Raw genomic sequence first — 14,226 nt, 5'->3', positions numbered from 1 at the left:
CGAGTTTGATTGGATCAAACAAAAAAAGGCATCAGATATACTTCTGATGCCTTTTATAAAAAATTTAGTGGATACCCACAATAAATCCTAGGTTCGAATCAGCCGAGTTCACGACCTATGCGTAAGAACTTCTCGCGACGCTGTTTCTTGAGCTCGTCTGCAGACTGGCCGGCCATCTTACTCAAAGCGGTTTCAATCGAGTTACCAGCGCGATCAATTACGATCTCTTTTGCGCGGTGAGCACCACCGATTGGCTCTTTGATGATCTCATCAATGACGCGGAAGCTGGAAAGATCTTCTGCAGTGATCTTCATGTTGGTTGCCGCGTCTTGTGCACGGGTGCTGTCGCGCCACAGAATGGATGCGCCTGCTTCCGGAGAGATCACGGAATAGATGGAGTGTTCCATCATTGCTACGTGGTTGGTGGTTGCAATTGCAATCGCACCGCCAGAGCCACCTTCACCAATGACGATGGAGATGTTTGGAACACCAAGGCCGAGGCACATGTCAGTTGAGCGTGCGATCGCTTCTGCCTGACCGCGCTCTTCAGCGCCGATCCCTGGGTACGCACCTGCAGTGTCCACGAAAGAGACAACAGGGATGTTGAAACGGTCTGCCAGTTCCATGATGCGGACGGCTTTACGATAACCTTCCGGACGTGCCATGCCGAAGTTATGCTTCAGACGGCTTTCGGTGTTGTTACCTTTTTCCTGGCCAAGAATAGCGACTGATTGTCCACGAAAACGACCAAAGCCTGCAATAATTGCGCAATCCTCGGAGAATTTACGGTCACCAGCAAGAGGTGTGAAATCTGAGATCAAAGTGCCGATGTAGTCCAGCGCATGCGGGCGATCTGGATGGCGAGCCACCAGAGTTTTTTGCCAAGGCGTCAAGCGGGAATAGATGTCGCTGAGTGCCTGATCTGCTTTTTCCTGAAGACGAGCAATCTCGTCTTCCACATCAACCGCTTCCCCACCTTCAGCCAGGATTTTCAATTCCTGTACTTTACCTTCAAGGTCAGCAACTGGTTTTTCGAATTCGAGGTAACTGCGCATATTGGATATTCACTCGTAACAATCAGCGGGCTTGACCCACCGATTAAAAGGTGTTGGACCGCGCTATAATTTTGGCGCGACACTGGCGACAGCTGGGTCATCTGTCAAGGCTTTGCATCACAAATGTGGGTGTTTGAACCCCTTCAGACAAGAAGGTTTGGGATTAAAGTGCAAATCCTATCTGGAAGCTGTTTTTTTGCGAAGTCCTGACGTTTGCGGCATATTGAGTTCTGCTGCTTCCAGGACAAGTGTACCTGTCGATGTCGGAATGGAGACCTTGTAAGGAATAAGAATACGGGTGTTTCCGATCGGTGCGAGCCATGTCTCAATATTTGCGTTTTTGGCCAGATACTGAACAGCCTTTTTCTCTGGACGATGTCCAGCAACGGGCTCCCAGCGTGCGGAACAGACGACAACCGGACCGTTGTAGCCTTTACCTGAGACTTCGCGCACTTCTTTGAACCTCATATTGATATTGAAGCGCGCCCAGCCGTCATAGATTGGCAGTTTGCGATTACATACTGATGGATCAAGCACTTTTGAGCGGGACGGTGCGCGTACAATCGCTGCACTTAATGGGTCCATCGCATTGAGCTTGTGCTTGCCAGTGACCTTAACGCGGGTCTTGGACGGTTTGTATTTTGGCGTGACCTGAGTTGTACGGACATGGCCAGACCCCTGACCTAGATTGACATAGAAGTCTCGGTTGGATGCACGAGAGGCCATTGTGTAGGTGCTTGGAAGGACTTTTGCGCCTTTCATCCACCCGGTCGCGTGTGCGCCGCCTTTGCCTGTGGAGAAGAGGGTTCCAATGCCAGCTGGCTCTATACCCACTTTTGCGGAATAGGCGTTCTCTCTGAGGATAAGCGATAAGGAGCCTTTTGCCACAGTGAAGCCTGCATAAGAAATATTGTAGACACCGCCGAGGCGCTCTGTTTTCCCCAGCGCAGCTGTGGATAGTGTGCTAAATGAAAGTGCTGCGACGGCTATTACGCTCGATTTGCCAAGAAAATTGCAAACCTTAGAAACTGTTACTCGCACGATACTGTACCTCCGCAGCCGCAGACATTCGCGCCTGACAGCCTGAGAACTCAGGAAACTGAACAAAAAATTCAAACTCATTGAAATATGAAACTACCTAAACATGGTAACACGGTGGTTAAGAGATGTGAGTTTGTTCGAGTTTTGATTGAAATATGGGCTTCGAACAGGCAAATAGGCAGCAAAGCCTTGACGAATTCTGCTGTACTAATTATAGCAAGCCAACTTTTCCGTACAGGGCCGGAGGTGGTTCCGCGTGACCGTGGTGTCCGCGACCTGCCGGTTTTAACAGAATGCGCCCAAAAATGAGGGCGCCTACAAATTAAAAGGGTGACCCTCATGGCACGCCGCTGCGAACTTACCGGTAAAGACGTGATGACCGGCAACAACGTGTCTCACGCAAAAAACAGGAGCCGTCGTCGGTTCTTGCCAAACCTTTGTAATGTTTCCCTGATGAGTGAAACTCTCGGCGAAACTTACAAACTGCGTATCTCTGCACACGCTCTGCGTTCTGTTGAGCACCGCGGTGGTTTGGACGCATTCTTGGCGAAAGCAGTTGAAGCTGAGCTTTCTCCTAAAGCGCGTTTGCTGAAGACCGAAATCAAGCGTCGTCAGGCAGCTGCTTAATCACATCATTCTTGAAAGGGATTGAACGTGACTAAGTCGAATACTGCTCGACCACTGGCTCTTGCCATTATGGCAATGACCACAGTGGTCGTTGCTTCGAATTACCTTGTTCAATTCCCTGTTCAGGGAATGTTCGGGGCTGTTAATCTAGCAGACCTGCTTACTTGGGGTGCATTCACTTATCCAGTGGCATTTCTTGTAACTGATTTGATTAACCGACAGTTTGGTCCTGCTGCTGCACGCAAAGTCGTGTACGCTGGCTTTGCTGTTGCAGTTGCTCTTTCTATTGTTTTGGCAACACCACGCATCGCAATTGCGTCAGGAAGTGCATTTCTGATTGCTCAGTTGCTGGACGTGACTGTGTTCCATCGTCTTCGTGATGGTCGTTGGTGGAAGGCGCCTGTCGTCTCTTCTACACTCGGCACCATGCTCGATACCGCGCTATTCTTTAGCCTTGCTTTTGCTACACAGTTTGCGTTCTTGGGTTATCACGATGCGTTTGCGGTAGAAGTTGCACCATTGTTTGGTGTGTTTGCTCTGGAAGTTCCTCGTTGGGTTTCCTGGGCGATTGGTGATTTCAGCGTAAAGATCATCGTCGCGATGAGCATGCTTGTTCCATACCGCATCGTATTGGGAGTAATCGGCGCGGTACCTGCTTCGCAGCGCGGATAAGCTGTTCGTTTGAAAAGAATTTAAAGAGGCATCGGATTTGGTTCCGGTGCCTTTTTTTTGTTTTTGGGATTGAATGTCGGCGCAACTCACAAAGACAGTAGTCGTTTACCGAGGCTTCGGTTTTGGCACTGGGACGATCTTTGCCTCTTTGGGCGCGCGAACGAATGGCTCTCTGAAAGGTTCGTTGTCTGTCAGAATGAAGCGCAGTAGCAAGGTGCGCTGTAGGAATGAGCGGTTATCATCTGACATGAGGGACAGGACTGTTTCTCCAAAAGCGTTCATGTGAACGCTCAGAGCTTCCATATTATCAATCTGATAACTGAAATCAGCGGTCAGGAGCGTTTTACCTGTATGGAGATGGTCTGGCCGCAGGTTGGAACCATCCAGCTGCCTGATGCGCATCCCAAGACCTTCTGAGAGGTTGAATAAACGCTCCAGAATCAAGAGGTCGCCATTGGGAAGGAAGGCAGCATCCGTAACATCGTAATTGCCTTGTTTTCCTATCCAGAACTTCCCCGGACGCGGACCTCCGATGATCCACGCTGGTCTGTTGTGCTTCAGAGACTTCCCGCGTTCGGCGATCGTTATGATCGCGCCCGAAAGTGGAGAATTGGGAGGGGCAACAGCAACAGATTCAAGGCTCTTGTTCTTTGCTAAACCTCGGATCTCTTTGGGAATCAACAGGTGCTTGGCGCGTTCTTCGCCTGTTTCCAGGTTAAGCGGGTATGTCATGATCCCGCCTTTTCCTTCATGGCTGACGAAAATACGAGGTGTGTTGGCTGAGCCGCCAATGCTCAGACCTTCTGTGTCGGCCCTGTAGGTGCGTTTGAGCTTTCTGCCCTTGCTGTCCAGCAGGGTTGCTGTTTCCGCACCCAGCAGCTTGAGAGGCTTTCCTCGGCTGGTCTGGGATAGTTCGCCGCGCAGCCAGTGGCCGCGATCTGAGACAGTAATGATGTCTGAGCCATTGTTGAGCGTTAGCAAGCCGGAATAGCCGCCGAAGCGACTGTTTGAGCTGCTTAGCTCAAGACCTCCGAGAAACATGAGGGGGCCGTATTGCTCTGCTCGGGTACCAGAGAACTTGAAGCGGTTGATTTCCTTGGAGCGGACTTTCATTGGCTGAAAGCCGCTCTGCTGTGCGGTGCTCTCGCTGAAAGGCAAAGAAGCAGCGACTGCGGTTGTTACCGCTGCCGCTGCTCCTGTTAGCAAAATGCGTCGTGTTAATTTCATCGGCGTCCGTGACGTCTACCGCGATCCTGACCGCTGTTTTCATCAAACAAATCAGCAAGCTGATCAGTCATCGCGCCAGCCAGTTCTTCTGCATCCACAATTGTTACCGCACGTTTATAGTAGCGGGTCACGTCGTGGCCGATACCAATTGCGATCAGCTCGACCGGCGATCTGTTTTCGATCTCAGCAATCACGCTGCGCAGATGTTTCTCTAGATAATTGCCTGGGTTCACTGAAAGCGTGCAGTCATCTACCGGTGCACCATCGGAGATCATCATCAGAATGCGGCGGCGTTCCGGGCGTGCAAGCAAACGCTTGTGTGCCCAGTCCAGAGCCTCTCCGTCGATGTTTTCCTTCAGCAGGCCTTCGCGCATCATCAGGCCGAGATTGCGTTTGGCGCGGCGCCAAGGGGCATCTGCGGACTTGTAGATGATGTGGCGTAGATCGTTCAGGCGTCCCGGATTAGACGGTTTGCCATCCTTGAGCCATGCTTCGCGGGACTGACCGCCTTTCCACGCTTTGGTAGTAAATCCGAGGATCTCCACCTTTACGCCGCAACGCTCAAGTGTACGTGCCAGAATGTCGGCACATGTGGCTGCTACGGTGATCGGACGACCGCGCATAGAGCCAGAATTGTCGATCACCAGAGTGACTACGGTATCGCGGAACTCGGTGTCGTTTTCCCATTTGAACGCAAGCGGCTGCAGTGGATCTATGACCACGCGATGGAGACGGGCACTGTCAATGATGCCTTCTTCCAGATCGAAGTCCCATGATCGGCTCTGCTGCGCCATCAGCTTACGCTGCAGGCGGTTGGCTAGACGGGATACTGCGCCAGATAGAGAGGCCAGCTGCTTGTCGAGGAAGCCGCGGAGACGATCCAGTTCTTCCTGATCGCAGAGGTCTTCTGCTGCAATGATCTCGTCGAAAGCTTGTGTGAAGATGTGATAGGCATCAGCAGACGGCTGATTGCTGAAAGGATGGTCCCGGCGTTCCTGTTCGCCCGGGTCTTCAGCCTGATCGGACATATCCTCTTCGGAAATATCCTGCATCTCACTGTCGACGCCTTCGGTTTCGCCACTTTCCTGCTCTTCGCCGGAAAGCTCCATCTCTTCAGGAGCGCCTTCCTGATCACCCTGATCTTCCTGCATGTCACCAGAGGTATCGGAGCGATCCTCTTGATCCTGCTGACTTTCGTCGTTGTTCTCGTCGTCGTCCTCTGGCTCTTCTCCCAGCTCGTCAGCCATATCGAGCGAGGTGAGAAGATCACGCATCTGCTTGGCAAATGCGATCTGGTCATCCATGCGGGTGACGAGTTTGTTCAGATCATGATCAGCTTTTTCTTCAACGAAAGGTCTCCAGAGATCCACCATGCGCTGTGCGCTTTTGGGAATCTCGCGGCCCGTCAGGCGTTCGCGTACCAACAAAGCGATAGCGTCCTGCATCGGAGCTTCGTCTTTGGTGGTTACTTCCGCGAAGTTGGCTTTGAAGTAACGGTCCTCGAGCATGGCGTCGATGTTGTCACCAGCGCCTGGCATACGGACAGCGCCAAGGGCTTCAACGCGGGCTTGTTCGACCGAGTTAAAGATAGCGCGTGCGTTTTCGCCTTGCGGAATGTGCTTGGTGTGAACAGCAGGATCATGACAAGCAAGGCGCAGAGCCATGGAGTCGCCCAAACCGCGAGTAACGGCGACTTCTTCCTTTGTCATCGTGCGGGAAGGTTCCGGCAGGCGTATGCGCCCGCTGGTCATTCCCGGTTTATCCGGCGAAAAAACAACCTCCAGCTCAGGCTCGCCTGCGATGGCTCTGACTGTAGAGCCCATCGCTTGCTTGAATGGCTGGCTGGCAGGTTTGTTCTTGGCTGAGGAGTTGCTGGTACCTGCCATGTAACTCCCCTTAACTCATGACGATGTTTGCCGCTGATTCAGGAAGATCTTCCCCGAAGCAACGCTGGTAGAACTCAGAGACCAGCGCTTGCTCGGTATCGTCACACTTGTTCAAGAAGGTCAGGCGGAATGAGAAGCCGATATCACCAAAGATTTCAGCATTTTCTGACCATGTGATCACTGTACGTGGGCTCATCACAGTGGAGAGCTCGCCGTTCATGAAAGCGCTTCGGGTCATGTCTGCGACACGAACCATCTTGGAGACGATGGAACGGCCTTCTGCACCACTGTAGTGCGGAGACTTCGCCAGAACGATCTCTACCTCATTGTCATGAGGCAAGTAGTTCAGTGTGGTCACGATAGACCAGCGGTCCATCTGGCCCTGGTTGATCTGTTGTGTACCGTGGTAAAGGCCGGATGTATCACCAAGACCGACGGTATTCGCGGTTGCGAACAGGCGGAACGCCGGGTGCGGATTGATCACGCGGTTCTGATCAAGGAGGGTCAAGCGCCCGGAAACCTCAAGAACACGCTGGATCACGAACATCACGTCTGGACGGCCTGCGTCGTATTCATCGAATACAAGCGCTACGTTGTTTTGAAGCGCCCAAGGAAGAATGCCGTCCTTGAACTCCGTGACGGTGTGACCGTCCTTCACAACAATTGCGTCTTTACCAACAAGGTCGATACGAGAGATGTGGCTGTCGAGGTTTACGCGCACACAAGGCCAGTTCAGGCGGGCTGCGACTTGCTCGATGTGGGTTGATTTACCAGTCCCATGGTAACCGGAGACCATCACACGGCGGTTCTTGGCAAAACCTGCGAGGATTGCGAGAGTTGTTGCGCGATCAAACAGATAGTCTGGATCTACGTCTGGAACATGTTCGTTTGGTTCAGCGAAGGCTTGCACTTCCATGTCGCTGTCGATGCCAAATACTTCACGTACAGAGATTGTTTCGGTCGGCAGGGTTTGAGCGGTTTGCATCGTATCTATCATTTTTCCTCCGCGGCCCCACGTCGAAATCGGGGTAATGAAAATCTAAAAAATTCTAAGAGATCCGGGAACTGGTCAAACGTATGACCTAGCAATAACCGGATTTCTTGAGCACGTTGTAGGCCTGAATAATCTCGCGCAAGCGGTCTTCCGAAGAGCGGTCGCCACCATTGGCATCAGGGTGATGAATCTTTACCAGCTCTTTATAGCGAGTTTTTATCTCGGCGCCACGGGCGGTTACCCGAAGGTTCAATGTTTCAAATGACCTTTTCTCAAGTGCCAGCACCTTACGTTGTGGTTCCTGAGGTTGGTTGCGTGCTCCGGTGGCGCCAGCGAAGAAGTTGTGCGGATCGTTAACGTCTTCGCCACCGATGTTTGTGCGGTTTCCATCGCGGGCATTCGCGGCGTCTGCCTGCGAGTTTACGCCCATTTTCCAGGTTGGGCGATGTCCTGTCATGCTGTCGCGCTGGTAGCTGCGAACACTGTCATCGTCCATGCCGGAAAAATAATTATACGATTTGTTGTAGGCCTTTACGTGGTCTACGCAAAAATGAAAGTACTGGCCTTCCCGATCGCGACCTTTCGGTGCTTTATGGGTGCCAGGCTGGTCGCAACCGTCCCATTCGCACTTTGGGCCTTTTGAGCTTGTTGTGCGTTCTTTGCCGGGTTTTACGCGAATGCTGTCGAAAATGGAGGATGCTTGCTTCATTTTTCGGTTTTCAGTTGCCTTGCGATTGGGTTAGCACCTGCCATAAAGCAGGTAGCCGACATAGATAGAAAAAAGTGACCCTGTTAGGCAAGGCCTTGACGACGGTTTCCTACGTGAGAGATATAGAAAACATGAGCACAAGAGACATCATGATCACTAAACTGGAAGCCGCGTTTAAGCCGCAGCTTCTTGAAGTAACCGACGAATCCGAGAGTCACCGCGGTCACGGCGGCTGGCGCGAGGGTGGACAAACCCACTTCCGGATCAAGATCATATCCACAGCCTTTGAGGGTATGTCCCGCGTCGCTATGCATCGTGCAGTAAACGAATGCGTGGCTGAAGAGATCGCCGGAGGCATTCACGCGCTTGCCATTGAAGCCAAATCTCACACGTAATTGGTTCTTACAGTAATTGGTACATTGGCACAGCTAAATCAATGCGGCAAATGGCTAGTACGTTGCAGGTGCACGTGTTTTACTCGTTTGCGTTGTTATGTGCGTTGATTTGAGCGCTTTACGATAATTTTGCGTTCTTTAAGGGACTGCAGAAAAGGAAATGGGCCCGGCTGGGCCCATTTTTATTTGCTGGCTTTTTTCGCATCCTGAAGCGGGCTGAGCGCCATCATGCGCAGGCGCGTGATGCGGTTCTTTTCCCGGCTCAGGACTGTGAAGCGGAATCCGTGGAAGGTGAAGATCTGACGTTCCTCGGGGATCATTTTTGCTTCGTGAATAACGAGACCGGCGATGGTTGTCGCTTCGTCGTCTGGCAGGTTCCAATCAGTCGCTCTGTTGAGGTCGCGAATCGGTACGGAGCCTTCGACGATCACGGAACCATCTGCCTGTGGTTTGAGGCCGGGCAGTTCGATGTCGTGTTCGTCTGCGATCTCACCGACGATCTCTTCCAGAATATCCTCCAGCGTGACGAGGCCCATCACTTCGCCGTATTCGTCTACGACGAGAGCGAAGTGGGTTTTGCGCTTCAGGAAGGCATTGAGCTGGTTCTGAAGGCTGGTGGTGTCCGGTACGAACCAAAGCGGGCTCATAACCTTATCCAGCTCGAACTTCTCCATATCGCCTTTGAGGTTTGCGATTGCGCGCAGAACATCCTTGGCGTGGAGCAGGCCGACCATATTGTCGGGATCATCACGCCATAACGGAATACGGGTGAACGGGCTGGCCAGCACTTCTTCCACCAGCTCTTCCGGTGGCAGGTCGGCATTGAGTGCGAACAGCTTGGTGCGATGAACCATCACGTCAGACACTTCAAGCTCAACCAGATCCAGCAGGCCGCCAATACGGTCTTTATCCGCTTTGATCAGGCCGCCTTCTTTATGTTGAAGGTCCAGTGTGCCGCGCAGCTCTTCGTGTGCTGACAGGACGGCTGTGGAATCATCAATGCGAATGCCGAAGATGCGCAGGACGAGGCGTACGATTACCTCGATGGCGGCAACGATCGGTCCAAAGACAATCACCAGCACGCGAACAACAGGTGCAACGCTGAGTGCGAATTTTTCTGCGTTTGCGATCGCCCATGTTTTTGGCAGCACTTCAGAGAAGATCAGGACCAGAAGCGTCATGACCAGTGTTGCGTAGGCGACGCCTGCGTCTCCGAAGAGCTTCAGGAACAAGGATGTTGCGAGTGCAGAGGCCAGAATGTTGACAAGGTTATTGCCGAGCAGCAGTGCGCCGATGAGGCGCTCTCTGAACTCGATCAGTCTTGCAACAATAAGCGCTCTTTTATTACCGGATTTGACCAGCGCATGCATACGGGCGCGTGATGCTGCTGTCAGGGCAGTCTCCGACCCGGAAAAAAAGCCCGAAAGAACGAGCAAAATTACAATAGCGACAACGGAAGCCCAGAAAGCGTAGTCCGTCATTTGCCGAGTTTCTCCTCAAGAAACGCGCGGAGGGGTTCCGCGCTTACAGTTTTATCGACATAGGAAGTGCCGATGCCTTTTGTAAGGATAAAAGTGAGCTGACCACGACTTACTTTTTTGTCCTGTGCAATCAAGTCCATAAAAGTGTCGATTGGTGGTAGCTGACCGGGGATCTGATCAATGCGCGTTGGCAGGCCGACGGCTTCCAAATGCGTTATGACACGCTTGGTGTCTTCTGCCGGGCACAGGCCAAGTTGCTCAGAAAACTCATGGGCTAATACCATGCCAATGGAAACGCCTTCTCCGTGCACCAGTCGTTCGGTCTCGTAGGCAACGGCACCTTCCAGCGAATGACCGAAGGTGTGACCGAGATTGAGCAGTGCGCGGTTGCCGGATTCCAGCTCGTCCGCAGCAACAACAGCTGCTTTGGCACGACAGGAATGGGCGACTGCGTGTTCTCGTTCAGGCCCGCCAGCGAAGATACCTTCCCAATTGGCTTCCAGCCATTCGAAGAAGTCCGGATCATTGATCAGGCCGTATTTGGCAACTTCTGCATAGCCAGCGCGGAAGTCACGCTGGCTGAGCGTATCCAGAACGGATGTATCTGCCAGTACCAAAGCAGGCTGATGAAACACACCGAGCAGGTTTTTGCCATGGCGGGAGTTGATGCCGGTTTTGCCGCCGACAGAGCTGTCGACCTGAGCGAGCAGGGTGGTCGGGATCTGAACGAACTTCATGCCACGGCGAACAACACCGGAGACGAAGCCGGAAAGATCGCCAACAACGCCGCCACCTAAGGCGACAACAGCATCGCCGCGCTCAAGGCGCAGGGCGAGGATATCATCGCAGAGGCGCTCGAAGATCTCAAAACGTTTGGTTTTTTCGCCTGCTGGCACAACAAGTGTGCTGAACTCAACACCTGCGGACTGGAAGCTTTCTTCCAGTGCCTTCAAGTGGAGTTTCTTGACGGTCTCATCTGTGATGATGACTGTTTTGGCACCTGGGAGGCGGGTGGAGACTTCTTCTCCAGCGCGTTTGATCAGGTTGCGGCCAATGAGGATTGGATAGCTACGGTCGCCCAGATCGACATTGACGAGCGTGGCGTTATTTTCTTCTGTCACTTTCCAACCTCGTTATTTTCAGATGCCTCATCAGAGAGAGGCGGTAGTCCTTTTTCCAGAGCGATCAGGATTTCTTCCATAACTGCTTCATGGGTCACATCACGCGACCAGATTGCCATGTCCGCTTCTTCATAGATCGGATAGCGCTCATCCATCAGCTTTTGCATGGTTGCCTCAGGATCCGCAGTCTGCAGCAATGGCCGGGTAGGGCGCTTGCGCACGCGGGTCATGATGACAGACAGCTCAGCCTTCATCCAGATGGAGATGCCCTTTTCCTTGATGCGGGAGCGTGTCTCTTCATTGATGAAGGCACCGCCACCTGTTGCGAGGACTTGTGGTCCTTCGTCTAACAGGCGTGCAATGACACGCTTTTCACCTTGCCGGAAATAGCTTTCACCGTGTTCAGCGAATATCTCTGAGATAGAACGATCTGCTGCTTTTTCAATCTCTGAGTCTGCATCAATAAAATTGAGAGCGAGATATTGAGCCAAACGGCGACCTACTGTGGATTTGCCACAGCCCATAATGCCAACAAGTACAATTGGCTTAGTGCCGAGGCGCTTCAAAATATCTTGCTGTCGTTGACGTTTTTTGTCTGACTTTGTGTCGTTTGCAGTCACGCCACGCCCTCGCCGATTCATCTACTCTTACTTACGCTTTGACATTATCACACCTTGTCCTGTCAAGGTTCTAGACCAAGAGTGTTTGCCAGCATTTAACTGCTAATTTTCTACAGAAACCGTAGGTGCCCCTTCACAGGCCTGGAGGATATCGCAAAATACGCGGTACACTGGGTGCCTTCGGGTTGAACCTTCACAGTGAAACGGTCTATTTTTGATTGTGAAGTATACTGCTACACCCCACCATCTGCGGGTGATTTAGGGGTATCCAGATTTATACGGGAGCATCCGGTTCTGCCATGCCAACATTGATGCGATTGCTGTCTATCATAGGTTTGATCGTTACTGGCGCTGTGCTGAGCATGTATCTGCTTGTCAGCTACGTTGAGCCGGAGCCACGTGAAATTATCGTCGAAATCCAAAAGGAAGGCTTCGAATAGGCTTTTTATGCGTCGAACTCTTGAGACTGAACGCTTTTTTGAAATGTTAAGCGTTGAGCGCGTCAGTGCGTTCAATACGTTGGAAAGCTACCGAACTGACCTGGAAGATTTTGATAGTTTCCTGAGTACGCAAGGTGTGGATCTGCTTGCTGTGCAGGTCACGGATGTCCGTGCCTACCTCTCTGACCTTACTGACCGCGGGTTTGCGGCCTCCTCTCAGGCGCGGCGTCTTTCGGCTCTTCGGCAGTTCTACCAGTTCTGTTATGCCGAGGATATTCGTGATGATGATCCAACCCGAACCGTTGCTTCTCCGCGTAAAGCCTCAACTCTTCCCGGTGTGTTGAGTGAGGAAGAGGTGGATCGGCTGATCGGCAAAGCAGAGCAGTTGGCTACTATCACGCATGATAGTGATGCAAAGCAGATCAGAGCTGCGCGTGTCTATACATTGCTGGAAGTGCTTTATGCGACGGGTCTGCGTGTTTCCGAACTTGTTTCCCTACCAGTGTCAGCGGCTATTCGTGACAGCCGTCTTATCACCGTGAAAGGAAAGGGCGGTAAGGAACGGGCTGTTCCGCTGTCTCCCCGCTCACAGAAGGCCATGGTTGAGTATGTGCGGCTGCGTGCATCTTTAGGGGCTTATGCGGACAGTGTTTGGCTGTTTCCCTCTCACGGTGAGAGCGGGCACTTTACGCGTCAGGCATTTGGGCGGGACTTGAAAGCGCTTGCGTTGGAAGCGGATATTGACCGCAACAAGGTTTCTCCGCACGTGCTCCGCCATGCCTTCGCCTCGCACCTGTTGCAGAACGGCGCTGACCTGCGCGTGGTGCAACAACTGCTTGGGCATGCGGATATCTCAACAACACAGATTTATACCCACGTGTTGGAAGAGCGTCTGCAGAAGCTGGTAGAAGACCATCACCCGCTGGCGTGAGGTCGCAGAGAACTCAAGACGCATGTATGGCCTTGGATGAAAGCGCTTAAATTTTGGGGAAGAGAAGAGTGGTGCCCCCGGCCAGACTCGAACTGGCACTTCCGAAGAAACCGGATTTTGAATCCGGCGCGTCTACCAGTTCCGCCACGGGGGCAACGGTTGGTAAGGGCGGAATATATCGAGATGGGGTGCGACGTCAATATTTTGATTCAGCTAACCACAGCATTTGTCAGCCCATACTTATATATATTTACGGGGGATAAGGGGGGTGAGGTCATATTTCCGGCCATAATCCTGTGATTGCTGCTGATGATTGAGGTAGGACTCCAGCGTGGGGCTGTTATTGAATGTTACCGCATTGCGAAATGAACCATATTCTTCGCTTGAATGAATGATTGTTTGGAGCATCGCTGACTTATGTTGCGTCGCCTTTATGACTGGACACTTTCCCTTGCTGCGGGACCACGTGCACCCCATGCGCTGAGCGCTGTCGCCTTTGTGGAAAGCTCTGTCTTTCCGCTTCCGCCTGACCTGCTTCTCATCCCGATGTGTGTGAGCAAACGTCAGCGATCCTGGTTTTATGCTGCGCTGTGTACTGTGGCTTCTGTTCTGGGTGGTTTGCTGGGGTATCTCATTGGTGCTGTCTTGTTTGAGGAAGTGGCGAAACCAATCCTCGCGTTTTACGGTTACATGGATAAGTTTGACCAGTTTAAGCAAATCTTTGAGGACTGGGGCTGGTGGTTTGTGTTTATCGCTGGTTTGACGCCATTTCCGTACAAAGTAATAACTATTGCGAGTGGTGTTTTTGCTCTGAATCTCCCAGTATTCATTGCGGCGAGCATTGTCTCTCGTGGAATTCGGTTTTTTGCGGTCGCAGGGCTTTTGTACCTGTTTGGACCAGCAATTCGGGATTTCATCGAAAAGCGGCTGGGGCTGGTGTTCACTGTGTTTGTGGTGCTGCTGGTTGGTGGTTTCGCTCTGATCAAGTTTCTTTAAAGCGGCTGTCGTTTCTTTGAGAATGGGACAG

General features: G+C 52.2%; 15 protein-coding genes and 1 tRNA gene. 6 read left to right on the top strand and 10 right to left on the bottom strand.

The window, feature by feature from the left end:
• Positions 1–98: 98 nt before the first annotated feature.
• Complete coding sequence (locus PsAD26_RS00385) at positions 99–1,055, bottom strand: acetyl-CoA carboxylase carboxyltransferase subunit alpha (RefSeq protein ID WP_063308824.1); 957 nt, start codon at positions 1,053–1,055, stop codon at positions 99–101.
• A 177-nt stretch (positions 1,056–1,232) separates the two neighbouring features.
• Positions 1,233–2,096, bottom strand: a complete 864-nt coding sequence (locus PsAD26_RS00380) for a DUF3108 domain-containing protein (RefSeq protein ID WP_084403514.1) — start codon at positions 2,094–2,096, stop codon at positions 1,233–1,235.
• 339 nt (positions 2,097–2,435) lie between these two features.
• On the opposite strand from PsAD26_RS00380, the gene rpmB reads away from it, so the two are divergent.
• Positions 2,436–2,723 (top strand): 50S ribosomal protein L28, encoded by a 288-nt coding sequence (rpmB, locus tag PsAD26_RS00375; protein WP_057463517.1) that lies wholly within the window; start codon positions 2,436–2,438, stop codon positions 2,721–2,723.
• A 69-nt stretch (positions 2,724–2,792) separates the two neighbouring features.
• Positions 2,793–3,395 carry a VUT family protein gene (locus tag PsAD26_RS00370; RefSeq protein WP_063308883.1) on the top strand — a complete coding sequence of 201 codons (603 nt, stop codon included), beginning with the start codon at positions 2,793–2,795 and terminating at the stop codon, positions 3,393–3,395.
• Between the two features lie 105 nt (positions 3,396–3,500).
• Here PsAD26_RS00370 and PsAD26_RS00365 read toward each other — a convergent pair whose 3' ends face one another.
• From PsAD26_RS00365 to PsAD26_RS00350, 4 genes are all read right to left on the bottom strand, one after another.
• Complete coding sequence (locus PsAD26_RS00365; RefSeq protein ID WP_063308823.1) at positions 3,501–4,622, bottom strand: esterase-like activity of phytase family protein; 1,122 nt, start codon at positions 4,620–4,622, stop codon at positions 3,501–3,503.
• Positions 4,619–6,508, bottom strand: coding sequence for a cobaltochelatase subunit CobT (gene cobT / locus PsAD26_RS00360; protein WP_063308822.1), 1,890 nt, complete (start codon positions 6,506–6,508; stop codon positions 4,619–4,621). Before cobT ends, PsAD26_RS00365 begins: the two co-directional genes overlap by 4 nt.
• A 10-nt stretch (positions 6,509–6,518) precedes the next feature.
• Complete coding sequence (gene cobS, locus PsAD26_RS00355) at positions 6,519–7,505, bottom strand: cobaltochelatase subunit CobS (protein WP_063308821.1); 987 nt, start codon at positions 7,503–7,505, stop codon at positions 6,519–6,521.
• Positions 7,506–7,590: 85 nt separating this feature from the next.
• Positions 7,591–8,211, bottom strand: a complete 621-nt coding sequence (locus PsAD26_RS00350; protein ID WP_063308820.1) for a DnaJ domain-containing protein — start codon at positions 8,209–8,211, stop codon at positions 7,591–7,593.
• A gap of 131 nt (positions 8,212–8,342) precedes the next feature.
• Here PsAD26_RS00350 and PsAD26_RS00345 point away from each other — a divergent pair, with 131 nt between their 5' ends.
• A complete protein-coding gene (locus PsAD26_RS00345) occupies positions 8,343–8,606 on the top strand; it encodes a BolA family protein (protein ID WP_057463511.1) in 264 nt (87 codons plus the stop codon).
• Between the two features lie 182 nt (positions 8,607–8,788).
• Here the strand turns inward: PsAD26_RS00345 and PsAD26_RS00340 are convergent, their stop codons facing one another.
• The 3 genes from PsAD26_RS00340 to PsAD26_RS00330 are packed head-to-tail and all read right to left on the bottom strand — an operon-like array spanning position 8,789 to position 11,828.
• Positions 8,789–10,087 (bottom strand): HlyC/CorC family transporter, encoded by a 1,299-nt coding sequence (locus PsAD26_RS00340; protein WP_057463510.1) that lies wholly within the window; start codon positions 10,085–10,087, stop codon positions 8,789–8,791.
• A complete protein-coding gene (aroB, locus tag PsAD26_RS00335) occupies positions 10,084–11,208 on the bottom strand; it encodes a 3-dehydroquinate synthase (RefSeq protein WP_063308819.1) in 1,125 nt (374 codons plus the stop codon). Before aroB ends, PsAD26_RS00340 begins: the two co-directional genes overlap by 4 nt.
• Positions 11,205–11,828 (bottom strand): shikimate kinase, encoded by a 624-nt coding sequence (locus tag PsAD26_RS00330; protein WP_057463564.1) that lies wholly within the window; start codon positions 11,826–11,828, stop codon positions 11,205–11,207. Before PsAD26_RS00330 ends, aroB begins: the two co-directional genes overlap by 4 nt.
• 299 nt (positions 11,829–12,127) lie before the next feature.
• Here PsAD26_RS00330 and PsAD26_RS29575 point away from each other — a divergent pair, with 299 nt between their 5' ends.
• Both PsAD26_RS29575 and PsAD26_RS00325 read left to right on the top strand, forming a co-directional pair.
• On the top strand, positions 12,128–12,268 hold the full coding sequence (locus PsAD26_RS29575; RefSeq protein WP_167550253.1) for a hypothetical protein: 141 nt from the start codon (positions 12,128–12,130) through the stop codon (positions 12,266–12,268).
• A 7-nt stretch (positions 12,269–12,275) separates the two neighbouring features.
• Entirely contained in the window at positions 12,276–13,199 is a 924-nt protein-coding gene (locus tag PsAD26_RS00325; protein ID WP_057463508.1) for a site-specific tyrosine recombinase XerD, read from the top strand.
• 69 nt (positions 13,200–13,268) lie between these two features.
• On the opposite strand, the gene PsAD26_RS00320 is transcribed toward PsAD26_RS00325, so the two are convergent.
• A tRNA-Leu gene (locus PsAD26_RS00320) sits at positions 13,269–13,353 on the bottom strand.
• Between the two features lie 263 nt (positions 13,354–13,616).
• Between PsAD26_RS00320 and PsAD26_RS00315 the strand changes: the two genes are divergently transcribed.
• On the top strand, positions 13,617–14,195 hold the full coding sequence (locus tag PsAD26_RS00315; RefSeq protein ID WP_057463507.1) for a VTT domain-containing protein: 579 nt from the start codon (positions 13,617–13,619) through the stop codon (positions 14,193–14,195).
• Positions 14,196–14,226: the final 31 nt, after the last annotated feature.

Origin of the sequence: Pseudovibrio sp. Ad26 (assembly GCF_001623285.1) — a bacterium.
GTDB classification, from domain to species: Bacteria; Pseudomonadota; Alphaproteobacteria; order Rhizobiales; family Stappiaceae; genus Pseudovibrio; species Pseudovibrio ascidiaceicola.
This window is presented reverse-complemented; position numbering and strand designations above follow the sequence as displayed.